Origin of the sequence: Clostridium sp. AM46-21, from assembly GCF_003480025.1 — a bacterium.
GTDB lineage: Bacteria > Bacillota > Clostridia > Lachnospirales > Lachnospiraceae > Coprococcus > Coprococcus ammoniilyticus.
Genome location: NZ_QUIB01000010.1, coordinates 83696 through 109479, shown reverse-complemented (window position 1 = coordinate 109479; position 25784 = coordinate 83696). Strand labels below are relative to the sequence as shown.

The window sequence follows — 25784 nt, the reverse complement described above, 5'->3', positions numbered from 1 at the left end:
GATGAGCTGAAGCTTTTGAGAAAAAATAACTACACGAAGAATAGTAATTGCAGAAAGAGAGGGTATTATGAGAAAAAAAGGGAGAAGCAGGATTGCGGTATTATTAGGAATAGGGGCTATTTGCGGCATGTTAGGTACAACAGGCAGGTATGTATATGCAGAAAATATGACAACTGCTACTGCAGCTATTGAAGAAAGCACAGGGGATATTACGCCTGCAACGGGATATGAGGTGTCGGAAAATGCAGGACCGGAATTATATACAAGTGATGAGGAACTTGCATTGCAGAGTACATCAAATGATACTTCACAAAGTGGAACCTGGGAGAATATAACATGGACGCTTTCTGGCACAACACTTACGATATCAGGAAAAGGAGATATGCCGGACGCCAGTTCTTCTGATAAGGCACCATGGTATACTTTAGATGTTGAAAAGGTTGTAATAAAAAGTGGTATTACAAAAATCGGAAGCCAGAATTTTGTGGAAATGTATGATATTACAGATGTAACCTATCCGAATACTCTGAAAGAGATTGGAGAGGCTGCATTTTATGGATGTACGAAACTGCAAGAGGTGGTTTTGCCATCTTCTGTGAAGACGATTCGATCTGGAGCATATTGTGACTGTAAAGCTGTTACCCGGATTGAGATACCGGGGGTAACGGATTTAGGAAGCTATGCATTTCAAAATAACTGTCCGACAACATTTACAATACCTGCAGGTGTAACCTCTATATCGCCGCTCGTATTTTTTGGAAATACAACGATAGAGAGTTATACGGTTGCAGCAGGTAACACAGCCTATGTTGCACGGAATGGAGTTGTATATTCCAAGGATCAGTCCGAATTAGTGATGTATCCGTTTAATGGAGGAACAGGCTCATTTACGATACCTTCGAATGTGAAGGAGATCGGAGATTATGCATTTTATAATAATGTCAGCTTGAACACGGTAAACTTTTCCAATGTAACAACATTAGGAGAAGGTGCATTTTATATGTCCGGCTTATCCGGAACCTTGACACTTTCGGATAAGATCAGTGAAGCAGGTAATTTTGCATTTCAGGGCTGTACCAAGATAACAACAGTAAAGTTTGGCAAAGGCATGAAAGAAAGCGCTTATTCAATGTTTGAAAAATGTACAGGGATTACTTCCATTGATTTTGGTGGCCTGACATCACTTGGTATGCGGACATTTTTAGGTTGTAACAGTCTGGTCGAGGTGACAGTTCCGGCAACGATAAAAAGCTGGGACGGATCGGTCTTTAACAGTTGCCAGAAGCTTGTAACATTTCGTGGTATGGGACTGGAATATGTGACATATGCTGATTTTGCACAATGCTATGCATTAACAGATGTATATCTTCCAAAAGTAAAAGAGATATATCGTCAGGCATTTGCAAATTGTCCATCCCTGAAACAGATAACGCTGCCTGCATCTACGCAGTTTGTAGATGAAAATGCATTTGCAAAGGATGTTGTGATCACCTGCAACAATAATCAACTGGTGCGGTTTGGTTACAATGGATTCCGTTATGCAGAAACAATTCAGATTAAAGGAAAAAGAGATTATACGAAGGCATTTGAGGTATTAGACAAGGTAAATGCAGAACGTGCAAAGAATGGTCTTGATGCATTGACGATGGATACCGGATTGTTAGAAACGGCTATGATTCGTGCCGGTGAGCAGGCAGTATTGTTTTCACATACCAGGCCGGATGGTGCAAGCTGCTTTTCAGCAAATAAGAATATGAATACAGAAAATGTTGCGATCAATCAGTCTTCTGCAACAGCAGTCATGAATGACTGGATGAATTCATCGGGACACAAGGCGAATATTTTAAGTAAAAATGCAACTACGATAGGAGTTGGCTGCTTTTATATAAATGGTATTTATACCTGGGTACAGTGCTTTGGTTCAAATACAGATGCTCAGGCAGCAGAGAAGCAGGCAGACCGTACCATAACACAGAATATCAATATTCCGAAAAAGAAATTTACAGAAGCAATTACGACGGACGGTATTGTTTGGGGTGATGTTGAGACATATTCTTATAAATTTGTTATACAGACGGACAAGGATACTTATACTGCAGGCAAGAGCGTAAATGCGAAGGTCGTTCTGGTAAATCCCGTTTTTAGCATGTATTGTCCATTTACAAGCGGGAATATCACCTGGAGCTCAGATAAGAAGAGTGTAGCAACGGTAGATAAAAATGGAAAGATTACATTTGTGGGCGGTGGTAAAGTAACTATCACAGCAAAAACAAAATATCATGAAACGTCACTTACCTTGACGGTGCAGGGTAAGTTACAGGTTACAAAGACCACACCAACATTGACACTGAAGAATAAGACAGTTACCTATACTGGAAAGGGAAAAAAGATAGGTGCTGCAAGCGTAAAAGGCGCGGCAGGGAAGATTACCTATAAATATTATTCAGATTCGAAGTGTACGAAGCGGTTATCTACATATCCTTCCAAGGTTGGAACCTATTATGTAATTGCAAGTGCAAAAGCAACAGCAACCAGCAATTCAGCGAAATCCAATGTAGCGAAATTAATGATTAAAAAGTCGAATCCAATGAAGGTAAAGGTGGCTTCAAAAACCTACAAAGCAAAAAAATCAACCGGAAAGCTTAACAAAAAGCATTCCTTTATAATCGGGGTAAAGAATGCAAAGGGTAAGGTGACATATTCCAGATCAAAGGCTTCGAAAGCATATATTACTGTTAGCAAAAAAGGAAAGGTAACAGTAAGGAAAGGAACGCCAAAGGGAACCTATACAATTACGGTAAAGGCAAAAGGAACTTCAAAATATAGAGGAAAATCGAAGAAGATAACGATTAAGGTTTCCTGAGCAATATTAGATACATATGAAAAATAAAAGATCATTTCTGTATGTGATGTTAACGATTGCATTTCCCATCGCATTACAGAATTTATTAACTACAACAGCCAGTATGGTCGATACGATCATGATTGGAAGGCTGGGAGAGTCGTGCGTGGCAGCAGTTGGTATCTGTTCGCAGATCAGCTCGCTGTTCTTCAGCTGCTACTGGGGATTTGCCAGCGCATCGATCCTGTTTTTCTCCCAGTACTGGGGAGCAGATGATGAAAAGGGAATTAATCGTACATTCGGTATCACTTTCATCTGCATGGCAATCGTGGGCTTTGCATTTGCAGCCCTGTGTATCATCAGACCGGAATTCTTATTGGGGGTATATACAGATAAAGAAGTATTTATCCGAATCGGAAAGCCGTATATGCGGATTGTCGGATGGGCATATCCGCTTCAGGTATTTGCTGTACTTATCAGCTTCCTGCTCCGTTCGACAGAGCGGGTGAAAGCGCCGCTTATCTGTTCCATCGTAGGATTGGTAGTGAATTTCTGCTTGAACTTTGTATTGATATACGGTAAATTCGGCGCACCGAAAATGGGGGCTGCCGGTGCGGCAGTCGGAACACTTGCATCTGCAATCATCAATTTATTACTGCTGTTTATCTATCTGATGCGTTCGGAATGTAAGGTGCGGATCCGTCTGAGTCAGATGTTCTTATTCCATGGCGGATTTATCAGGGTGTATCTGGCAAATGCATTTCCAATCCTCTGTAACGAATTGTTTTATGGAGTTGGACAAATGCTGATCAATATCGTGATCGGACACCAGAATGAATCTGCGATCGCCGCCATGGCAGCGTTCCGTGTATGCGAGGGCTTTGTCTATGCATTTTTTGGCGGCTTATCAAATGCAACCAGCGTTGTGATCGGACAGTCTGTCGGTGCCGGTGACCATAAGGGGGCATATCGGTTTATGAAGCGGTCGGCATTGTTTTGCCCGGCAGTTACTTTCGGGATCGTGTTGATCTGTGCGTTATTACATGAACCATTGTTTGGCTTATTTGGATTGGGTGATCAGGCACTTCGGTATGGCATGTATATGTTATACATTTACTTGTTCTTCGGTGCGGTTCGAACCTGTAACTATATTATGAATGAGGGATACCGGGCAGCAGGCGAGACGAGAGTCGGAACCTATGTGGAGATTGGCGGTTTATTCTTAGTCAGCGTTCCGGCGACATGGATCGCAGGCATGGTCTTACATCTGCCTTTCCTTGCTGTATTTTCATTTGTATATACGGATGAGCTGGTGCGCCTGGCAATCGAGCTTGTCTATACCAGATCAGGCAAATGGGTGAAGCCGGTTACAGAAGCCGGAAGAAAGACTTTGCCGGAGTTCAAAGATTGGTTAAAGAACCGTAACAATCGTAAATGAAATGCAACATCTATAAAGAATAATTAAGCTGACAAAATCAGATAACGGACATATACTTTGTATATTCGAAAAACAGCCGAAGAAAAGCGTTGTGATGAGATTCACAATAAGAATTCCGGAAATGTATTTACAGATGAATGCAGGAGGATTGTAAGGTATGAGAAAGAATAGAACCAAGTCGGGAAAGATTATGACGGTAGCACTTGCAGCAACATTTGCAGTTAGTTTGCTGGCAGGATGCAATGGCGCAGACTCAGAGTCAACAGAAAAGAACAAAGGAACAACCGAGGTATCAACCGAAGCAACGACAGAGAAGACGGAAGCACAGGCAACAGAGGCAGCCAGTACAGAAGCCGGGATGGAAGCGCAGACAACAGAGGCAGCCAGCACAGAAGCTAAGACTGAGACACAGACCACTGAAGCGGCTTCTTCCGAAGAAGATGCCGGTGCTACAGAGGAAGGTACTTCTACAGCAGAATTACAGGAAGAAGCTGTATCCGCTCTGCCGGGTACATATCCGATAGACATGATCTTTAGCAGTGGAGCCGGTGGATGGAGTACAACATTAACATTATCACAGGATGGATCATTTACAGGAGCATTTTCTGATTCCGAAATGGGAGAACGAGATGAGAATGAATACCCAAATGGGACCGTATATGTTTGTAATTTCAGCGGACAGTTCAAAGATATCAAGAAGGTAAACGATTATACATATTCGATGACTCTGGATAGCGTGAAAGTAGCAGAAGATGAGGAAAAAATCGAAGATGGTATCCGTTATAAAGCGGGTGAACCATCCGGCATGGACAGTGGAACGGAGATCTATTTCTACACTCCGGATGCACCTGTCTCAGAATTGCCGGAAGCATTCCTTTCCTGGTGGCAGGAAAGTGCTGATGGATCAGCAACACTTGACTGTTATGCAATCTATAATAAATCCGCGGATTCCGGATTTTTTGAGTACGCAAAGTAAGTACTGCAAATGAAGAGATCATTAAGAAGATGAAAGAGAAAATATAATACAATGAAAAAGACTTTGCCTGAAACAGCAGGCTCTTTGGGGATATAAAGAGAGCAGCTGTTTTGGACAAAGTCTTTTTTATGGTTCAGGATAAACGAGGCGAAGTAAATGGGAAGCAATACATATAAGGATCTTCAGAACTCACATCCGTGTTTTGGAGGACAGAAAAATAATGCCGGGCGGATTCATATGCCGGTGAGTCCGGGATGCAACATCGGATGCCGTTTTTGTGAGCGGACGATCAATGATGTGGAGGAGCGACCGGGCGTAACATCAAAGGTGATCATACAGAAGCAGGCTGTTGTGGTGGACATGGTGGTCATGGTGGCTGTGGATGTGGAACACCGGATGGATTGCCATAAAAAATAAATTTGTACTTGATAAAGCCTATAGAAATAGTATACTATAATGTAAAATGATAATTTATCATGTTTGCAGAAAAAGTAGATGAGATTCAGATGATGTATAGATGTATGGAATCATTTGAATCAGATAACAACGACAGGGAGGTCAAGATGAAGATATCAACAAAAGGAAGATATGCGATAAAACTGATGTTGGATCTGGCCACCTATTATAATGGTGAGCCGGTTAAGATAAAGGATATTGCAAGAAGACAGCATATTTCAGACAAATATCTGGAGCAGATCGTTGCAATATTAAATAAGGCATCACTGGTAAAAAGTATCCGTGGAGCGCGTGGAGGATACATGTTATATGCTTCACCGGAGAATTATACGGTGCGGCAGATCTTAGAAACAGTAGAAGGAAGTCTGGCACCTGCAGACTGTGTCGGCGATAACGCAGCTTACTGCGAAAACAGAAGTATGTGTGTCAGCGTACTGATCTGGGAGAAACTTGATCAGGCAATACAGGATGTACTTGAGGGAATCACCTTAGCCGATCTCGTTGACTGGCAAAACAACCTGATGGTAGACCAGTACGTTATTTAATATATGATAGACATTTGCGACATGAAGAAAAGGAGATCACATTGATTCTTGGCAGCAGCAATGATCGCGAAGTGGCCTTGACAAAGGACTGTCAGTTCATCCTGACCTCCTTCCCGATGAATGAACGGCTGGTATTTAACCGGACATATGCGGGATATCGGGGAAGCCTGACCTTTACCGAAGATTTATACGATAATCTGTAAAAGCAGATACCACATTTCACTCTGAAAAATTCAGAAAGAAATGTGGTATTTTTTTGTTCTAATTTTCATTTGTCATGCATACATTATAACTATCAGAAGTGTGTAACAGCCTACTTTAGGTATCAGATCATATCAGAAAAGCAGATGCTTTTCGAGTATTGGCAGATGATGGAACTGACAGGTGAAAATGGTTACAGATGGCATATGCATGAGGTGGATCAGTTTGGAAAAAAGCAGAGAGAATGAAATATTGAAGATATTATCCGTAGCGTTAAGGAGAATATTTTCGAGTGAGATATATGATTATAACAAGCTTCAGGAGATAAGGCTTAGGATGAATGAACCCTTGATCGTGATCTATGATAATCGGGAATATTTTGTGACGGAGAAGGGAAAGCGAACCACAGAATGTAAGAAAGCATATATGGTAGCACCTGCCGATATAAGGGAAACGCTGGAATATATCAGTAACTATTCACTCTATGCATATGAGGATGAGATCCGGCAGGGATTTATAACGATTCAAGGGGGACATCGTGTAGGGCTTGCAGGAAAAGTCATTCTGGAATCTGGAATGATCAAGAGTGTCAGACATATATCATTTATCAATATCCGTTTGTCACATCAGGTTAAGGGATGCTGTAAGAAGGTTCTTCCGTACATAATAAATGGAAATGAGACATTTCATACACTGATCATTTCCCCACCACGATGTGGCAAAACCACACTTCTTAGAGATATGATCCGGATGTTGTCGGATGGATTTCCAGGATTCAAAGGAAATACTATCGGTGTCGTAGATGAACGATCTGAGATCGGAGCCTGTTATAAAGGCGTACCACAAAATGATATCGGCATACGGACGGATATTCTTGACTGTTGTCCAAAATCATATGGAATGCTGATGCTGATCCGTTCGATGTCACCGCAGATCATAGCGGTGGATGAGATTGGCAGCCGGGATGATATCGATGCGATCTACAGCGTGATCAACTGCGGCTGTAAGCTGATCGCAACCGTACATGGCAATTCCATTGATGATATCAGAAATCGTCCGGGACTTCGGAAGCTGGTCGATGAGAGGATATTTGAACGATATATCGTGCTGAGCAATCGCAAACGGACAGGAGAGATCCGGACGATATTTGACGATCGGGGAAGTGTTCTCTTTATGGCAGAGGATGAACGCCTGACATCGGCATATGAAAATGAAGCGGCTGTAGCAGAACTGTCATAAGTGCAGGGAGGCGTACATATGTTATATATAAAGATTCTTGGAATGCTTCTGGTGGTCGCAGCTTCCTATGGGATAGGAAAGACGATAGGAGTTTATCAAAACCGGCGAGTGGAAGATATCTACGAGCTTCTGATATTTGTCCGGATGGCAAATGGGCATCTGGCATACAGTGCATCGGAGATCACCGAGATCATTCGGGAAGGATCGGATAAAGCAGGGGGAAGGATCGGAGACTGGCTTGCCGGGCTGGCTTTGCAGTTCCGGACGGAAGAATATGCTTCTTCTTTTGAGCAGATCTGGACAGGCAGTATCGGAAGTCTGATGGAACACAGCTATCTGACGGACGCACAGATCGGTGCGGTAAAAGAGCTTGGAAAATGGCTGTGTTATATGGATGTCGATATGCAGATCAGGAATCTGAAGCTGTGGGAACAGAACATGCAGGCAGAGTATGAGGAACAAAAGGACAGGGCACGCAGGATAAATAAAGTATCCAGATCACTTGGATTACTCGGAGGGATCTTTTTGATAATACTGATAGGGTAAGGGTGGCAGGAGCTTATGACGATACAGTTATTATTGAAGATAGGTGCGGTAGGAATCCTTGTAGCACTGTTGAATCAGATATTAAAGCATTCGGGGAAGGACGAGCTGGCATTCCTGCTGAATCTGGCAGGACTGATTCTTGTACTTTCTTGGATCATTCCATATATCGTAGAATTCTTTAATGACATTATGAAGCTTGTAAATATCGGTGGATAGGGGAGAAAAGGCATGAGTCTTGTTACGGTATGTATGGCATCGGTTCTGGTCGTTTTAGTAGCGATAAAACTAAAGAAAATGAATGCAGAATACAGCACGCTCTTAAGTATTGGAGCGTGTTTATTTATTGTCAGCTTTATCATAGGAAGACTTGGAAATGTACTGGATTCCATCGACCGCATCACCGGATACATCAATATCAATATGGAGTATATATCGATCCTGCTTAAGATGCTTGGCATTTCCTATATCTGTGAATTTGCGACAAATATCTGTAAGGACGCAGGCTATGGTGCGATCGCTTCGCATATTGAGCTTGCCGGACGGGTGACAATGGTGGTGATGAGTCTGCCAATCCTGTTCCATGTGATCGATATGGTTGTTCGGCTGATGGGGTAGAACTATGAGAGGACAAAAAGCGAAAATGATTATAGCAGGCGTAATGGCGTTCACGATCCTATTATCTGTGGTGTGGTTTGGCGGGCAGACCAGCAGGGCAGCTACCTCAGATGTCGATGAGACGGATCTGGGACTTGATGAAAACACTTTTGACGAGATGGACATGCTGACAGAAGAACAGGCAGGACTCTCTTTTCGGGAGGTCGTATCCTATATACGAAACGGAAACCTTCAGGGACTGCTTGACTACAGTCTGAAAACCATACAACAGACACTTACGGGGGAGATAAAGAGCAATAATCGCCTGCTCCTGCAGCTTCTTGCCGTTGTCATTCTTGGTTCGGTGTTCACGAATCTGTCCGGAAAGTTTGGAAAGATGGTAGGTGGAAACGGCTTCTTTGTCACCTATCTGATGGTGGTATCCATCCTGCTCGGAATGTTTGCGATCGTTTCCGATATAGCGGTGTCGGCAGTCTCGGATCTTACGGATCTGATGATCACCTTTATACCTGCTTATACGTTGGCTGTCTCCTATACAAATGGTGCAGGCACGGCGGAATTTACCTATCAGATCACGGTGCTGATCATTTTTCTGTGCGAGAAGGTGATCATTCAGATCGTATTTCCGCTTGCCAAATGCAGTGGGGTGGTTGGACTGGTGAATAAGTTAAATGCCGAGGATCATTTTTCAAGGACAGTTACGTTGTTGAGGAATATTGCAGGATGGATCCTGAAAACCATGTTTGCAGTTGTAACAGGAATGAATGTGATAAAGGGTGTGATTGTTCCATCTGTGGACAAGTTGGAACGAAATGCCGTCTTAAAAGCGTTCGGGATGCTGCCAGGTGGAAATACGGTCAAGAACGTCTCGGATATCCTGCTCGGTTCGGGTATGGTTTTGAAAAATGCTATCGGAATTGCGGGCGCGGTCGTCGTATTGCTGGCAGTGCTTCTGCCGGTTACCAAGATCGCGGTGATCTATCTGACTCTCCGTATCGTATCTGCATTTGTACAGCCCTTGGGAGATAAAAGGTTTTCCGACGGCATTAACATTATGGCACAGACCATCGGTTTGATGCTGCGTGGCATCTGGTGTGCTTCCTTTTTATTTATCATCTCCCTCACACTTATGACGTTGCTTGCGAGGTGAAAAGCTGGTTGTCCATCCGGGTACATGCATAACCGTTTTTCAGAAATTGGTGGAAAGGAGTGCTGGATGTTGTTAGCTTGGATCAAAAATATCGTCCTTTTTATATTATTCTCCTCGCTGGTATTTTTCTTGCTTCCGGATGAGAAATACAGAAAATATATGCAGACGGCGGTTGGTTTTGTACTGGCGATCATTGTCCTGACACCTGTATTAAGTGCGGGAGGCTTGAACGACATTCTAAGCTTTGATTATTACTATGAATCTATTGCAGGCGCACCGGGAAATGGCGATGTTACATATTATACAGATGTCATGGAGACTATGATCGAAGATCATTTGCGTGATACATTTCAATTGGATAGTAAGGTAACGATTACCTTTGATGAGAGTTATACGGTCACAGCGGTTGAGGTGGATGTTGTTTCTACAACATCAGACAGTGTAGCAGATACAACCGTGGATGTAGCAAAACTCCGTCAGGAGATCGCAAAAGAGTATAAGATCAGTGAGGACAGGATAGAAATATTTGTAAATGGATATCAGACAAAATAACATGTACTAAAAGCGGACATGTTACATATAATGGAGTGAGAGAGCATGGAAGGAATATGGAATAACATCAAACAAAAGCTGCAGGAACTGAAAAAAGACAAAAATGCGGCACTTCGAAAGTGCATGGGGATTTTGCTTGCAGGTATTTGTCTGCTGGTCATTCTCTGGCCGTCTGATAAGGAAAACGGATTTTCCGGACTTGATGCTTTAACCGGAACGAAGCAGGATAAAACGCCCGGTGGAGTGACTGGAAAACAACAGAACGGGGAGGCTGCTACGGATAATGGACAGGAAACTTCCGGAGAAATATTATCGGCGAACAGCGGCTATGAAGACTATATAGTATTTCAGGAGGAGAAGCTGCGAGGGATACTGTCTCAGGTGAAGGGTGTCGGAACGGTAAGTGTCATGATCACATTAAAAGATGGAGGCGAGAAGATCATAGAGAAGGATGTGACGAAGTCCGATAGTGAGTCAGATGGCAGCAGTCAGAAGAGCAGGAGCGAGACCTCTGTTATGACAAACGCAGACAGCGGCGAATATCCCTATGTGAGCAAAACACTGGAGCCGGAGATTGAGGGGGTTCTGGTCAGTTGTACGGGGGCTTCCGATCCAACTGTTGCAATGAAAATAACCGAAGCGGTGCAGGCATTATTTGGTGTTCCGGCGCATAAGATAGTTGTATTAGAACAAGAATAAAGCATGGAGGATATGGATGAAGAAAAAGATCTTTAAGAAAAACCGTCTGGTGATACTTGCCCTGTCGGTTATGATCGGAGTTGCAGGCTATCTGAATTTCAATGCAGGGAAAAGAGACGACCTGTTGCGGCAAAAGGCAAAGGAGACAAATGCGGATGCCGAAGTTATCAGCTATGACAGTGAGAAAGCTGACGCTTCCGACACTTCAGAAAAAGAGCTTACAGATCAGGCAGATAAAGAAACGATGGGAGCTGCGGATAATACAGAAGCAGGCGGAGAAGCTGCATCGGAGAATATCGATCCTACATATCTGGAACAGGCAGCTTTAGAGGAAAATGTGGAGTTAAACAGTGATGAAGAAGACATCGGAGAAGCAGTCCTTACCAGTGCGCAGGCAATGAGAACGAATCTCGCAACCGCAAAGCTGAACCGGGAACAGAACCGGGCAAAAAGTAAGGAAGCACTGCTTGCGATCATCAACGATGAAACTATGGACAGTGCAGCAAAAGATGAAGCAGTAAGCAGCTATGTAAAACTTACCGATACGATCGAGAAGGAGACGGATGCAGAAACTGTCCTGACAGCAAAAGGCTATACCGATTGCATTGTAACCGTAAATGATGATACAGTCGATGTCACCCTCCCTGTTGCCACCCTGTCCGACACCGAACGCGCACAGGTGGAGGACATCGTAACCAGAAAAACCGGCTACGACGTATCCCAGCTTGTAATAACAGTTGCCGAAGATAAGTAGGAATACACCTGCTAGAATTATGACATAAATATGATGCCCTCTATAAATGACTTGCTGCGCTTTCGACTCAAAGCACAGCGGACGGCACTATAAACAAGAACCGGATACTCCATTGTAAATGACTAGCAGCGCTTTCGATTCGAAGTAAATGGCCTATTCGTAAATACTCCTGTGCCAACTCGCCTTCGGCTCAAACAGGCACCCGTATTTACTGACAATGTGCTTTTTCAGTCGAAATGCTCGCAAATGTCATATTATAAAGGGCATCATTTTTTTATGTTATAAAGCCCAGCAGGTGTAATTACAAGTTGTGATATGTCACAACGGAAAATAAATAAGTGAGATTAAATTTAAAGATTTGGAGCTTATATATTTTATATAGAAATTAACAGGCACTACAACAAACACCGGAGCCACATTGTAAGATGACATCCGCGAGCATTTCGACAAGAGAAGTAAATTGCCTGTAAATACGGGTGCCTGTCTGAGCCGAAGGCGAGTTGGCACAGGAGTATTTACAAATAGGGCATTTACTTCGGATCGAAAGCACAGCAGGTCATTTACAATGTGGCTCCGGTGTTTGTTGCAGTGCTGTTCGTTTGGTGTAAAACTGCACAAAAACAACTGGATATTTTGTATAAATAGAATGTGTTACCTTGTTTTTATGTAGGGTGTCAGATATAATGAAACTATATGTCTATATAGCAGAAAAAGATGCAGAATAACATGAAAAACAAGTTTTTTTACAGGGAGGTATGAATGAAAAACGGAAGAACAACAATGATAAAAAGGATTTTTGCCGTGACGCTGGCATTTGCGGTAGCTGTCTCGATCCTGACAGTGCCGGTACAGGAAGCGTATGCAGCCGGTGGCAAGGTAAAAACGGTGGCAGTTACAAACCTGCCCGCAAAACAACTGACACTTAAAAAAGGAAAGACATTTACCTTAAAATCAAAGGTAACAGTAACCAGAAAGGCTTCAAAGAAGGTTACATATAAGACAAGCAACAAAAAGATTGCGACGGTAAATGCAAAAGGTAAGATCACAGCGAAGAAAAAAGGAACCGCTAAGATCTATGTGATCTCAAAGGCAGATAAGAAGAAAAAATGCACGATCACAGTGACAGTCGGTACACCAGTTACCAAGGTAAAGCTGAACAAGACCAAGTCTACGATGACAATTGGCAAAAAGCAGACCTTAAAGGCAACGGTTACACCGAAGAAAGCCAGCAGCAAGGCAGTCGTATGGAAGTCATCCAATAAGAAGGTTGCAACTGTAACCAGCAAAGGTGTTGTAAAGGCAAAGAAGGAAGGAACCGTCACGATTACGGCAACAGCAAAGGACGGATCCGGTAAGAAAGCCACCTGTAAGATTACAGTGAAGAAAGCAGCTTCGATCATACCAATCCCGACACCGGAAGAACCACTGATCGTTAAGAGCCTGAATATAGCACAGCCGGATCTGTTAACCATTACATTAACAAAGCAGGCAGCACTCACGGCTTCGGACTTTCAGGTATGGGCAAAGAAATATGAAAGTGCAGACTATCTGAAACAGTATACGATCGGACAGATAACAACAACGGATTCGCTTACTTATAAGATTAAGCTTACAGGAGATTCGGTGTTACAGAAAAACTCCTATATAAAAGTAGTAGTTCCAAAATTAAATCTGTCAAGAGAATGTATCTATCGGGATGAAACTTATACGATAGAAAAATCAGAAACATATGTATACAAACTTGGAGATTCTGTTGATAAGAGTCAGACACTTGGAAAGGGCTATTCCAATTGCTCTGTCAGCGGACTGCCGGCAGGGGTTAAATATCAGATCAAGACAGCTGCTGCCACATGTACACTTAAATTTAACGGTAACGTGACAAAGCAAGGGAAATATACAAGTAAATTAGTCTATGAAGATGAACTTGGTAACAAATTCAGTATGACTATCATCTGGCTGGTTTATGATGGAACGGAACTGCTTGTAAAGGATGCGGAAAAGGTTCTGACAACTGCATGGGGAACTACGCTTCCACAGCTTAAGGTATATGGCGGAAACGGTACTGATACGAGCGATTATACATATGAGATTTTACGAGAAGAAAGTGACAGTGCTGCATTAGCAGTTTCTTCACTCATCAATGGTGGAGCCGGGATACAGGTATCATCCCCAAAACTGTCAACCGGAACCTACAAGCTTCGTATCCGTGCAACAGATAAGACAGACACTTCTATGACAAGCACAGGAACTCTTACACTAAAAATTATAGAAGGCGGTTATTTACAGGGTAAAGTAAAAGATGCAAATGGCGATCCACTGACCAGTTTTCAATTCACTATGAAGAACCAAAATGAATATGCCGAGTATACGGATGAGGTAAGCGGCAGATGGAATGGTGTTAGTAAGGATGGAGTCATTTTAATGGATGATCTGGAAGCCGGTACTTATGATGTTGCGGTATCCAGTTATAGTGGAACAGTAGGTACTACTGTTTATAATCTGAAGACTCAGAAAGCGGCATATGGAACAGATGATGTGCATCCGGTCTGGTCATTTGATGTCACACTCCCGGTATATAAGGTTACTATAGAGCTGGACCCGGATGTGCCAGATGCAGTGAAAAATATAACCGGTTTGGCAATTGGCAGGATGTTTCGGATGGAAGTTATTATGGATCGACCAAAACCGTTTATCTGGAAAATGGAACTCATCATTTAACCTGTCGAAAGAGTATAAGTGGTGAAATTTATAATTTTTATCTGGATGTGACGGTGAACGGAAGTAATACGACCGCATATGCATATGTCAAAGAATAAGGTTCGTATGAGAATAGATTAGGGAATCTACAGAAGGAGAGTATAGATGAAAGAAAGACGATATAATTTGTCTGTGAAAAGATTTCTGGCATGGGTGATAGCGATCGCAGTTGCAGTATCCATTCTGACTGTCCCACAGACAGAGAGCTATGCAGCCGGTGGTAAGATCAAAACCATAGCGGTTACGAATCTGCCGGCAAAGCAGTTAACCTTAAAAAAAGGAAAATCCTTTACCTTAAAGACAAAGGTAACAGCGACAGGAAAGATTTCCAAAAAGGTCGCATATAAATCGAGTAACAAGAAAGTTGCAACTGTAAATGCAAAGGGTAAGATCACGGCAAAGAAGAAGGGAACCGCTACGATCACCGTTTACTCCAAAGCAGATAAGAAAAAGACCTGTAAGATCAAGGTGACAGTTGGTACCCCGGTTACCAAGGTGAAGTTAAATAAGACAAAGGCAAACTTAAATGTCGGTAAATCACTGACCTTAAAGACAACCCTTTCACCGAAGAAACCAAGCAATAAAGGAATCATTTGGAAAAGTTCAAATACCAAGGTTGCAACTGTAACCAGCAAAGGTGTCGTAAAGGCAAAGAAAGCGGGAACCGTTACGATCACAGCGACAGCAAAGGATGGTTCCGGTAAGAAAGCAGCCTGTAAGATCACTGTAAAGAAAGCAGCGGTGACTCCGGTTGTTCCGGAAGTACCGGTTGTGATCCGGAACGTGAGTATTGTGAATAAAGCAGTGATCCAGGTGACATTAAATAAGGCAAAAATATTACAGACATCGGATTTTGCAGTATCCAGTAAGGTATATGGATACGGGAACTTTGTAAGAAAGTGTGTGATTGATCATCTGGAAACAACAAATAACATTACATATAAGCTTTATCTGGACAAACAGGATATTTTTTATAATGGAGATATTGTTCAGGTATCTGTTCCGACATTAAACAGTACAAAAGAACTGACATATCGGACAAAGCCGACAGAGATAACAATAAGATCGGAAGTACGACGTAAGAAAGGAACAGTGGTAGGGACCAGTTCCTTAGATACTTCAGGCGTTTATGATCCGGATGTACAGGGCTATGCTGTATATACAGTAAGCAATCTTCCAACCGGTCTTTCGTATAAGGTGGTAGATGACGCAGACCAATCCGGTTATCTGCAGTTTTATGGTACCTTGAAAGAGACAGGAATCTGGGAGACAAAGGTTGATGTCGTAGATGAATTTGGAAATAAGATTCATTATATCAAGGTATGGAAAGTATATGATGAAAGGGCAGTCATAGCACAGGATATTACAAAATATGGATGCCTGAGTTTTCCAGCTCCAAACAAACCAAATGGAACTTATACAGTAAAGTATGGAGCACAGATAAGTCCTATTGGTGGTAATGGCAGTTACAAATATGAAGTTGTGTCAAAAGCAGATTGTCTGGATTTGGTGATGTCAACAACCGGAGTACAGTATTGTTCGATTGATACAGATCAGGCTGGTGAATATACCATGAAGATAAAGATCTCTGACAGCAGAGATGCTGCAGTTTTCACATACTGCACAGTGACTTTTATTATAAAACCGGGAGTCCTGCTCCAGATTACAGCTACCGATCTGGATGGAAATAAGATCAAATATACCGGTATAGATACTTATTTGTGCAGACTTAAATCCCAGTGGAAGGATAATTCATACAGTGAGATCAGCTATGCACGAGAGGTCGGGGAGATTGAAGATGGAATGGCAATATACAGCTATGTACCGGAAGGAGTCTATGATATCTCGATTGAGGATGAAAGAGGCGGAACAGGAGTCTATGCAAGTGATTACTATGTAAGTGCTGCAGCTACGAATGAAGTTACGTTTGCTCTTCCTGTATATCAGCAGACTGTCGTATCGGATAATACGGATTTTGCAGATCTTAGCCAGATGGGAGAGTGGAAGGATGAGAATGGAGTTGTACAGGGCAAAGGCGGATACCTCTATCTGGCGGTTGGTAATTATACACTGACCGGTACCGCGGAGAAAGATGGTGTGACTTATCAGGCAACTCTTAAGATATCAGTTACAAATACTACACGGGCCAATATGGTAACCGCCCATGTAGTGGCTCAATAAATAAAAGGGGAGACTATTTTATGAAAAAACATACGAAAATGTCAATGCTAAAACGTATCCTGGCAATTGTGATCGCAGCAGCAGTAGCGGTTTCCATACTTACGGTTCCGGATGTGGAAGTAAGTGCGGCAACCGGTAAAGTAAAATCTGTAGCGGTTACAAACCTGCCGGCAAAACAACTGACACTCAAAAAAGGGAAAACATTTACCTTAAAATCAAAGGTAACAGTAACCGGAAAGGCTTCAAAGAAGGTTACATATAAGACAAGCAATAAAAAGATTGCAACGGTAAATGCAAAAGGTAAGATTACAGCAAAGAAAAAAGGAACCGCTAAGATCTATGTGATCTCAAAGGCAGATAAGAAGAAAAAATGCACGATCACAGTAACCGTCGGAACACCGGTTACCAAAGTGAAGCTGAATAAGACCAAGTCTACAATGACAGTCGGCAAGAAGCAGACCTTAAAGGCAACGGTTACACCGAAGAAAGCAAGTAGCAAGGCAGTCGTATGGCAGTCATCCAATAAGAAGGTTGCAACTGTAACCAGCAAGGGTGTCGTAAAGGCAAAGAAAGCCGGAACGGTTAAGATTACAGCAACAGCAAAGGACGGCTCCGGTAAGAAGGCATCCTGCAAGGTAACAGTAAAGAAAGTGTCTGCAGCGAAACCGGACAATCCAGTTCCAGTAACGCCGCTTGGTATCAAGAGTGTGAAAATCGTACAGGATGATATGATGGAGGTTACCTTTACAAAGGCAACAGCACTTACGGCAGCAGATTTTAATGTATGGGCAAAACGATATGAAAATGCAGATTATCTGAAGAAATATACAGTAAGTCAGGTAACGACAACGGATTCCATTACTTACAAGGTGTATATCACGGGAGATATGGTATTTGGCAAAGGGCTTTATATCAAGGTAGAGGTACCAAAGTTAAAGTTGTCAAAAGAGTGTGTGTATATGGAAGATACATACAATGTCGAAAATTCTGTAACATTATCATATAAAGTAGGAGCTACAGTAAAAGATATAAGACAAAGACTGGGAACAGGTTATGCGAATTATTCGATCAGCGGGCTTCCTGCCGGTATTCAATATGAGGTCACAACAGAGGCAACGAAACGGGTGATGGAATTTTCAGGATCACCGAGAAAGGCTGGGGTGTATGACAGCGTTCTGGTTTACGAAGATGAGATTGGCAGTAAATATCGTTTGACAATCCGTTGGATCATATATGACGCGGACAATCTGATCGTATGTGATAAAGAAGAAGGGGCATTAAATACTAATTGGAGTAGTTTATTTACACCGGTGTATGCATATGGAGGAAGCGGTTCTTATACATATGAGATCATAAGAGCAGAAAGTGACAGTGCGATTCTGAATAACTGTAAGATTGTAGATGATTTAGATAAGATCAATATCAATGCAAAAGGGATTGCATCAGGAGTATATAAGATCCGTATCCGTGTCATAGATCAGAAGGATGGTACAAAGACAGGAACGGGAACACTTACTTTTACAATTGTAGATTCCTATTATATCAAGGGAATTGTAAGAGATGCGAATGGAGATCCGATAGAGCAGTACCGTTATTCAATAATTAATAAGAATAGATATGCGGAATATTCAAATACGATAAGCGGAGTAAGGTATAGCACCTATAATCTCAGTACCAAAAAATATGATGGTACGTTTTACGATGAAGGTCTGGAAAGCGGCACATATGATATCACGATATCCGATCGAAGCGGGTCTGTAAGTCAGAGCATTTATAATCTGACAGCATTACCAAGAAAGGAAGGGCAGACATCGACGGATACGGATCTGAAGATGATGTTTGATGTCACACTTCCTGTTTATAAGATCAAGATTGAGATGGACCCAAATGCGCCGGAAGAAGTACAGGGATTTACGAAATTCGCTACCTGGCGCGATGTAGCCGGATCGAAATATTACAATGAAGGAACAACACAATACCTTCCAAACGGAACTTATCATCTGAGCTGTACCGGTACGGTGAATGGCACAAAATATGTCTTTTATGTGGATATAACCGTGAATGGCAGCAATAAAACAGCATATGCTTATGTAAAAGAATAAGATATGGGAATGGATGTTACATGAGTCATGAGAAACATGGAAGGAGACAAGAGTATAAATGAAAGAAAGACGAAAGAATTCGACGGTAGGGAGAATACTTGCATGGGTGATCGCAGCTGCAGTGGCAGTATCCATTCTTACCATTCCACAGACAGAAAGTTATGCGGCAGGGGGTAAGGTAACAAAGGTAGCGGTATCCAATCTTCCGGCAAAGCAGCTGACACTGAAAAAAGGGAAAACATTTACTTTAAAGCCAAAGGTAACAGTAACCGGAAAAATTTCAAAGAAGGTTACTTATAAGACAAGCAACAAAAAGGTTGTGGCAGTGAATGCAAAAGGTAAGATCACAGCAAAGAAAAAAGGAACAGCAAAGATCTATGTGATCTCAAAGGCAGATAAGAAGAAAAAATGCACGATCACAGTAACGGTCGGAACACCGGTTACCAAGGTGAAGCTGAACAAGACCAAGTCGACAATGACAGTCGGGAAAAAGCAGACCTTAAAGGCAACGGTCACACCGAAGAAAGCAAGCAGCAAGGCAGTTGTGTGGAAGTCATCCAACACAAAGGTTGCAACGGTTACGAGCAAAGGTGTTGTAAAGGCAAAGAAAGCTGGAACGGTTACGATCACAGCAACTGCTAAGGATGGCTCCGGTAAGAAAGCAACCTGTAAGGTTACAGTAAAGAAAAAAACAGTGAATCCTGCACCTATAACACCGACGCCGGTCGAACCGGTCGTGATCAAGAGTCTGACAATCCTTGGAAATGCAGATATTCAGGTGGTGTTAAGTGCCAAACAGGCATTAAAGGCATCGGATTTTACAGTTTCCAGTAAAGTGAATGGATATGGTAAATATGTAAGAAAATGTGTACTTGACAGTGTGACAACAACAGATCAGATCACATATCGGATTCATTTGAACAGACAGGATGTGCTCTTTAACAGTAATATGGTTCAGGTATCTGTTTCAAAATTGAAGACCAGTAAAGAAGCGGTATATCGAAAAGCTGCCAGTACAATAACGACCAGCGAAGTAAAGATATTTGCAAAGGGTGACGGATTTAACACAAAGAAGGATGTAACCTATTATAAACCGGATATATCAGGACTTGCTGTTATTACAGTTGGAGAATTGCCGCCGGGCGTTTCTTATAAAGAGGTACAGACAGGCAGTAATTCAAATTATCTTGAATTTACAGGCGTATTTACTGCGAGCGGGATCTATACAACAAAGATCGATGTAGTAGATGAACTTGGTAATAAGATACATCATACGATCACCTGGAAGATATGGGATGCTCAGACGATCGTTGCAGAAGACATTATACAATATGGCTATTTACAGAATCCGGATGCAGCAGCCGGTAAACCGGATGGTGCGTATACATCCAAATCTGATGCACAAATTTTACCACGAGGCGGAAGCAGTACTTACACATATGAAGTTGTTTCGAAGGCAGACTGCATGGAACTGACACCGGATGGATTTTATGCTTATGGTACGATAGATACCAGGCAGGCGGGAACTTATTCTATGAAAGTAAAGATCACAGACAAGAAAGATTCTGCTATCTTTACATACTGTACAGTGACATTTGTCATTACAAAGGGAATTCGTGTGAAAGGAACATTTGTGGATCTGGATGGTCATAAGATCAAGAATACAGTTTCAGATACCTTTTGGTGTTATATCAAGTCCAAGTGGACGGATCGGGCATACTCCATTGATCTGAAAAAAGAGATCGGAAAGTACAATAGTAGTACCGGAACGGTATATTTTGATGTCCCGGAAGGCAATTACGACATAAGAGTGGTAAATAAAACCGGAGGGGTAGAAAAATATCTTGAAAATTATACGGTAAGTGCATCAACAAGCAATAATTACCAGATTGTGCTTCCGTTATATCAGATTACGGTTGCATCGGATAATACAGCATTAGGTGTTTCATCTTTTGGAGAATGGGAAGAAGCAGATGGTACTTTGAGAGGAAAAGGTGAGTATCTGTATCTGCCGGTTGGTAATTATACATTAACCAGTACTGCAGAGAAAGCTGGGGTAACCTATCAGGCAACTCTCAAGATATCAGTTACGAACACTACACGGTCTGCGACAGTGACCGCACATGTAGTGGCGAAATAAAAAAGTACTACCCACAGGTATACCTGAAATTATGATAACCTGTGGGTAATATAATATTCCGAGCAAATAAAATCGGGAGAAGAAGGTAGTAAAGGGAGGCTATGTTTATGAAAAAACACGCAAAGACGTCAGTGCTAAAACGTATCCTGGCAATTGTGATCGCAGCAGCAGTAGCGGTTTCCATACTTACAGTTCCGGAGGCGGAAGTAAGTGCGGCAACCGGTAAAGTAAAATCTGTAGCGGTTACCAACCTGCCCGCAAAACAACTGACACTTAAAAAAGGAAAGACATTTACCTTGAAATCAAAGGTAACGGTAACCGGAAAGGCTTCAAAGAAGGTTACATATAAGACAAGCAATAAAAAGATTGCGACGGTAAATGCAAAAGGTAAGATCACAGCAAAGAAAAAGGGAACCGCTAAGATCTATGTGATCTCAAAGGCAGATAAGAAGAAAAAATGCACGGTCACAGTGACAGTCGGTACACCGGTTACCAAGGTAAAGCTGAACAAGATCAAGTCTACGATGACAATTGGCAAAAAGCAGACCTTAAAGGCAACGGTTACACCGAAGAAAGCCAGCAGCAAGGCAGTCGTATGGAAGTCATCCAATAAGAAGGTTGCAACTGTAACCAGCAAAGGTGTTGTAAAGGCAAAGAAAGCAGGAACAGCTACGATTACAGCAACAGCAAAGGACGGCTCCGGTAAGAAAGCCACCTGCAAGGTAACAGTAAAGAAAGCATCTGCAGCAAAGCCGGCTGATCCAACTCCGGCTGCTCCGGACTATGCGATCAAAAGTATGAAGGTTCTTGGAGTGGAGAGCATAGAAATCACATTTTCCAAGGCGGTTGTACTTACAAAGGCAGACTTTGAAATCTTTGCAAAGCAGTATTCATATGGTACCTATAAGAAACCGTATCAAGTAGTTCAGGCAGAAACTAGTGATCATATCACATATATACTGCATATCAACGATGAAGATGAGTTTCAGAAAAATACATATATCAAGGTAGCAGTCAAAACCAGCGGTGTGTATAAGGAGTGTATATATCGGGATAAGACAGTTAATATTCAGAAAACCAGATACTATGCGATCAAAGTAAATGGAGCATTGGAAAGCTACAATGATGATCTTACTTATGGAACCGGTTACAGGACGTATTCAATTGATAAGCTGCCTGTAGGAATGGATTATTATATATTGAATGATATGATTGATGAAAGTATTGTGTTTACAGGATCACCGACAGAAGCAGGTGAGACTCAGAGCTTGTTGACCTGCGAAGATGAACTGGGAAATAAATATCAGACGACCATTATCTGGATGATCTATGATGAAAATCAGTTGTATTCACGTAGTACGACATGTCAGTATTTTTCACGGGAGAATGGCGTCTATCATAAGCCATATTCTGTATACGGTGGAAGTGGACAGTATACATATGAATTAGCCGGGGGTGATTATGAACTTTTCCAGACGACAATCAGTACATCAGGCTATATGAGGGTATCATTTGAAAATGTAGATGCCGGTGAATATCAGATTCAGGTTAAGATAACAGATAAGAATAACCCTGCTCTATATACGGTTGCGACAATTACATATACAATTATTGATGGAGCACATATCAGTGCGATTGTCCGGGATGCAAATGGTGATCCGATTCGAAGAGGAAATTATTCCTTACATGGATATTCGGATGATCCATCACAGAAATTGAATTCTACCAGTGGTTCAATACAAGATGGTACAATGTCTTATACCATTATTCCGGGAAATTATAATATTACCTTTTATAATGCAAGTCATACAGCGAAGTATACATTTTACAATCAGAAATGTCCGGTGAATTCCGGTGATGAGCCGATGACTTTTGATGTGACACTTCCGGTCTATCCGGTAACGATCGTTCCGGATCCGGAAAAGAGTACAGCCACATCATTTGGATATTGGGTAGATGTGAATGGTGCAAATGCGTATGGATATGAATCAGGAGATACGCTCTATCTTCCAAATGGTACTTATTATATTAAGACGGAAGATGGTAAAAGTTATGCCAGATTTACTGTGAACGGCAAGAGTCTGACAGTAAATGCGTATGATCGTCAGTAAGGAGGACAGGATATGAATCGAATACATAATATGAGCTATGCCAAACGGATCCTTGCATGGGTGCTTGCTGTAACAGTTGTACTGTCTATCCTGACTATTCCACAGGGAGAGAGCTATGCTGCTGCAGGAACGGTGAAGTCAATTGCTGTAACAAATCTTCCGGCAAAGCAGTTGACACTGAAAAAAGGAAAAACATTTACCTTGAAATCAAAGGTAACCGTAACCGGAAAAGCTTCAAAGAAGGTTACTTATAAGACAAGCAATAAAAAAATCGTGACAGTAAATGCAAAGGGTAAGATCACAGCAAAGAAAAAGGGAACAGCAAAGATTTATGTGATCTCAAAGGCAAATAAAAAGAAAAAATGCACGATCACAGTAACCGTCGGTACACCGGTTACCAAAGTAAAGCTGAATAAGACAAAATCAACTATGACAGTTGGTAAGAAGCAGACCTTAAAGGCAACGATTACACCGAAGAAAGCCAGCAATAAGGCAGTTGTATGGAAGTCATCCAACACAAAGGTTGCAACAGTATCAGGCAAAGGCGTTGTAACGGCAAAGAAAGCCGGAACCGTTACGATCACAGCAACCGCAAAGGATGGTTCCGGAAAGAAAGCAGCCTGCAAGATTACAGTAAAGAACCAGGTAAAGCCGGCTCCGACACCTGTAACTGTAAAAAGTGTGAAGGCGATTGGAATGATGCAGGTTCAGGTAGAATTGACAGGTACCAAGGAATTAAGCAGTTCGGATTTTAAAATCTATAAAAGAAAGTACTCTTTTGGCAGTTATAAGAAGGAATGTAATATTGATTCGGTTAAGACTTCCGATAAGATAACATACAAGATAACACTGGATACTTTAGATGCACTTGTAACAGGAGATATGGTACAGGTTGTGATTGCCAAAATGAATTATAAGGGAGAGGCTGCATATAAGGGAATCATAAGAGAGCAGACGACAAAGTCCGAGATCATAAAAAGTGTTGGAGATAGTATCAATCACTATTCCGATGAAAAATATTATGAACCGGGACTGGTCGGGCTGTGTTCGTTTAAGATAACAGGAGAGCTTCCTCAGGGAATTACATATAAGATAATAAAAGACGATGATATGTTTAATGGTATAACCGATTGTCTGGAGTTTTCAGGAAGTTTTACAAAAGGCGGAATTTATACCACGAAAATTGAGGTAGAAGACGAGATCGGCAATAAGGTTCATCATACGATCACATGGAAGATAGCCGATGAGAACCGGTTAATGGCAGCAGATATTGTGCAATATGATTATCTGCGGCAGGAAAAAGGAGAAACAAAGAAATCATGCCATGTTGATCTGGATGCCTCAGTTTATGGCGGAAACGGAAGTGTGAAATATGAGATACTTGAATGTTCAAATGAAATAAGTTACAGCAAAAGTGCATTTGGACTTAACTGCATTCTGGATACAGAAAAAACAGGCACCTATACACTGAAAGCCAAAGTAACAGATACCGAAGATGCTTCAATAACAACGATTTTATCAGTTACAATAATTGTGAAGGATAGTGTAGCATTTAAGGGCTGTGTGTATGATCTGGACGGACACAAGATTACATCAACGGTCGCGGATGTGGCTGCACCATACTATATATCTTTATATGCAAAAGAAAAAGATACGTTGTGTGATGCGTCAGAATTTAATGATCCGAAATCAGATGGATCATTTCAGATTTTTGTTCCGGACGGAACCTATGATGTCTTTGTAGCAAGCGAGGCACAAGATATAGGAACCTGGGTATGCGACAGCAAGGTAACCGCATCTACCCCATATCAGAAAATTGTACTTCCGGTATATCAGATCACGATCGGATCGGACAATCCGGCAATCGACATTCGTAATTTTACAAAATGGAGATCCAATGAGAGAAAAACAATATATGGAAACGTAATATATCTTACAGCCGGAACCCATATCTGGACAAGCACCGCCACTATAGATGGTGTAGAATATACTGCTACATTAAACGTAACAGTAACAGATAAAACACGATCCACAACCGTAAAGGCACATGTAGTGGCAAAATAAAACAAAAGAATAATAATCGTAAAAGATTATAATTATGCGACGGATACCTGTTATAATGATTTGATGCACATATCACATTATAGTAGGTATTCGTTTTTTTATGTGAAAAATTGTATTTTTGTCAAAGCTGTAAATATGGCAATGTGTATATATTTTATTTATATTATATAAAAATATAAATAAACAACATTAACAATGCAGATACTATGATAGAAACTATGGATTTGTATAACACTAAAAAAATAGTTCAAAGAATATGCGTAAATTCAGAATTAGCTATTATACAAAAGTGAATGGATATGCAGGTATGCTGTGTCGGCTGGTGCTTGTATCCTATAACAACATTAGCGAAGCTTCCGTTATGAAGTGCACATTGTCAGCACATACGGGTGCATGTTTGAGCCGCAGGCGAGTTT

Annotated in this window: 20 protein-coding genes; all 20 read left to right on the top strand. The window is 41.7% G+C overall.

Annotated features, from left to right (window positions below; translation table 11 throughout):
* Nucleotides 1–67: 67 nt before the first annotated feature.
* The 20 genes from DW959_RS08495 to DW959_RS08395 all read left to right on the top strand — a co-directional run bounded on the left by DW959_RS08495 (nucleotide 68) and on the right by DW959_RS08395 (nucleotide 25368).
* Entirely contained in the window at nucleotides 68–2863 is a 2796-nt protein-coding gene (locus DW959_RS08495; protein WP_118615894.1) for a leucine-rich repeat protein, read from the top strand.
* Between the two features lie 16 nt (nucleotides 2864–2879).
* On the top strand, nucleotides 2880–4280 hold the full coding sequence (locus DW959_RS08490) for an MATE family efflux transporter (RefSeq protein ID WP_118615892.1): 1401 nt from the start codon (nucleotides 2880–2882) through the stop codon (nucleotides 4278–4280).
* A 157-nt stretch (nucleotides 4281–4437) separates the two neighbouring features.
* Nucleotides 4438–5256, top strand: a complete 819-nt coding sequence (locus DW959_RS08485) for a hypothetical protein (protein WP_117823470.1) — start codon at nucleotides 4438–4440, stop codon at nucleotides 5254–5256.
* 156 nt (nucleotides 5257–5412) lie between these two features.
* The gene (locus DW959_RS08480) at nucleotides 5413–5673 is read left to right on the top strand and encodes a hypothetical protein (protein ID WP_173788984.1); all 261 of its coding nucleotides are present in this window, start codon (nucleotides 5413–5415) and stop codon (nucleotides 5671–5673) included.
* A gap of 146 nt (nucleotides 5674–5819) precedes the next feature.
* Nucleotides 5820–6257, top strand: a complete 438-nt coding sequence (locus tag DW959_RS08475; RefSeq protein WP_117808494.1) for an Rrf2 family transcriptional regulator — start codon at nucleotides 5820–5822, stop codon at nucleotides 6255–6257.
* A 14-nt stretch (nucleotides 6258–6271) separates the two neighbouring features.
* A complete protein-coding gene (locus tag DW959_RS08470; RefSeq protein ID WP_201815390.1) occupies nucleotides 6272–6460 on the top strand; it encodes a nitrogenase component 1 in 189 nt (62 codons plus the stop codon).
* A 223-nt stretch (nucleotides 6461–6683) separates the two neighbouring features.
* Nucleotides 6684–7697, top strand: coding sequence for a stage III sporulation protein AA (spoIIIAA, locus tag DW959_RS08465; protein WP_117785196.1), 1014 nt, complete (start codon nucleotides 6684–6686; stop codon nucleotides 7695–7697).
* A gap of 18 nt (nucleotides 7698–7715) precedes the next feature.
* Nucleotides 7716–8243 (top strand): stage III sporulation protein AB, encoded by a 528-nt coding sequence (locus tag DW959_RS08460; RefSeq protein ID WP_021944767.1) that lies wholly within the window; start codon nucleotides 7716–7718, stop codon nucleotides 8241–8243.
* 15 nt (nucleotides 8244–8258) lie between these two features.
* Nucleotides 8259–8459: a stage III sporulation protein AC gene (gene spoIIIAC / locus DW959_RS08455; RefSeq protein WP_008401466.1), complete on the top strand. Its 201-nt coding sequence runs from the start codon at nucleotides 8259–8261 to the stop codon at nucleotides 8457–8459.
* Nucleotides 8460–8471: 12 nt separating this feature from the next.
* The gene (locus DW959_RS08450; protein ID WP_021944766.1) at nucleotides 8472–8858 is read left to right on the top strand and encodes a SpoIIIAC/SpoIIIAD family protein; all 387 of its coding nucleotides are present in this window, start codon (nucleotides 8472–8474) and stop codon (nucleotides 8856–8858) included.
* Nucleotides 8859–8862: 4 nt separating this feature from the next.
* A complete protein-coding gene (locus DW959_RS08445; RefSeq protein WP_118615890.1) occupies nucleotides 8863–10008 on the top strand; it encodes a stage III sporulation protein AE in 1146 nt (381 codons plus the stop codon).
* A 66-nt stretch (nucleotides 10009–10074) separates the two neighbouring features.
* Nucleotides 10075–10560, top strand: a complete 486-nt coding sequence (locus DW959_RS08440; RefSeq protein WP_182430071.1) for a stage III sporulation protein AF — start codon at nucleotides 10075–10077, stop codon at nucleotides 10558–10560.
* A gap of 45 nt (nucleotides 10561–10605) precedes the next feature.
* Nucleotides 10606–11259: a hypothetical protein gene (locus DW959_RS08435; RefSeq protein WP_117808434.1), complete on the top strand. Its 654-nt coding sequence runs from the start codon at nucleotides 10606–10608 to the stop codon at nucleotides 11257–11259.
* A 16-nt stretch (nucleotides 11260–11275) separates the two neighbouring features.
* The gene (locus tag DW959_RS08430; protein ID WP_117808433.1) at nucleotides 11276–12013 is read left to right on the top strand and encodes a SpoIIIAH-like family protein; all 738 of its coding nucleotides are present in this window, start codon (nucleotides 11276–11278) and stop codon (nucleotides 12011–12013) included.
* A 759-nt stretch (nucleotides 12014–12772) separates the two neighbouring features.
* Complete coding sequence (locus DW959_RS08420) at nucleotides 12773–14731, top strand: Ig-like domain-containing protein (RefSeq protein WP_118615886.1); 1959 nt, start codon at nucleotides 12773–12775, stop codon at nucleotides 14729–14731.
* 144 nt (nucleotides 14732–14875) lie between these two features.
* Complete coding sequence (locus tag DW959_RS08415; protein ID WP_118483871.1) at nucleotides 14876–16951, top strand: Ig-like domain-containing protein; 2076 nt, start codon at nucleotides 14876–14878, stop codon at nucleotides 16949–16951.
* 20 nt (nucleotides 16952–16971) lie between these two features.
* Nucleotides 16972–19053: an Ig-like domain-containing protein gene (locus DW959_RS08410; protein ID WP_118483869.1), complete on the top strand. Its 2082-nt coding sequence runs from the start codon at nucleotides 16972–16974 to the stop codon at nucleotides 19051–19053.
* Between the two features lie 58 nt (nucleotides 19054–19111).
* Nucleotides 19112–21193, top strand: coding sequence for an Ig-like domain-containing protein (locus DW959_RS08405; protein ID WP_118615884.1), 2082 nt, complete (start codon nucleotides 19112–19114; stop codon nucleotides 21191–21193).
* A gap of 107 nt (nucleotides 21194–21300) precedes the next feature.
* Nucleotides 21301–23304 carry an Ig-like domain-containing protein gene (locus DW959_RS08400; protein ID WP_173783946.1) on the top strand — a complete coding sequence of 668 codons (2004 nt, stop codon included), beginning with the start codon at nucleotides 21301–21303 and terminating at the stop codon, nucleotides 23302–23304.
* A 12-nt stretch (nucleotides 23305–23316) separates the two neighbouring features.
* On the top strand, nucleotides 23317–25368 hold the full coding sequence (locus tag DW959_RS08395) for an Ig-like domain-containing protein (RefSeq protein ID WP_118615880.1): 2052 nt from the start codon (nucleotides 23317–23319) through the stop codon (nucleotides 25366–25368).
* The last annotated feature ends 416 nt before the right edge of the window (nucleotides 25369–25784 follow it).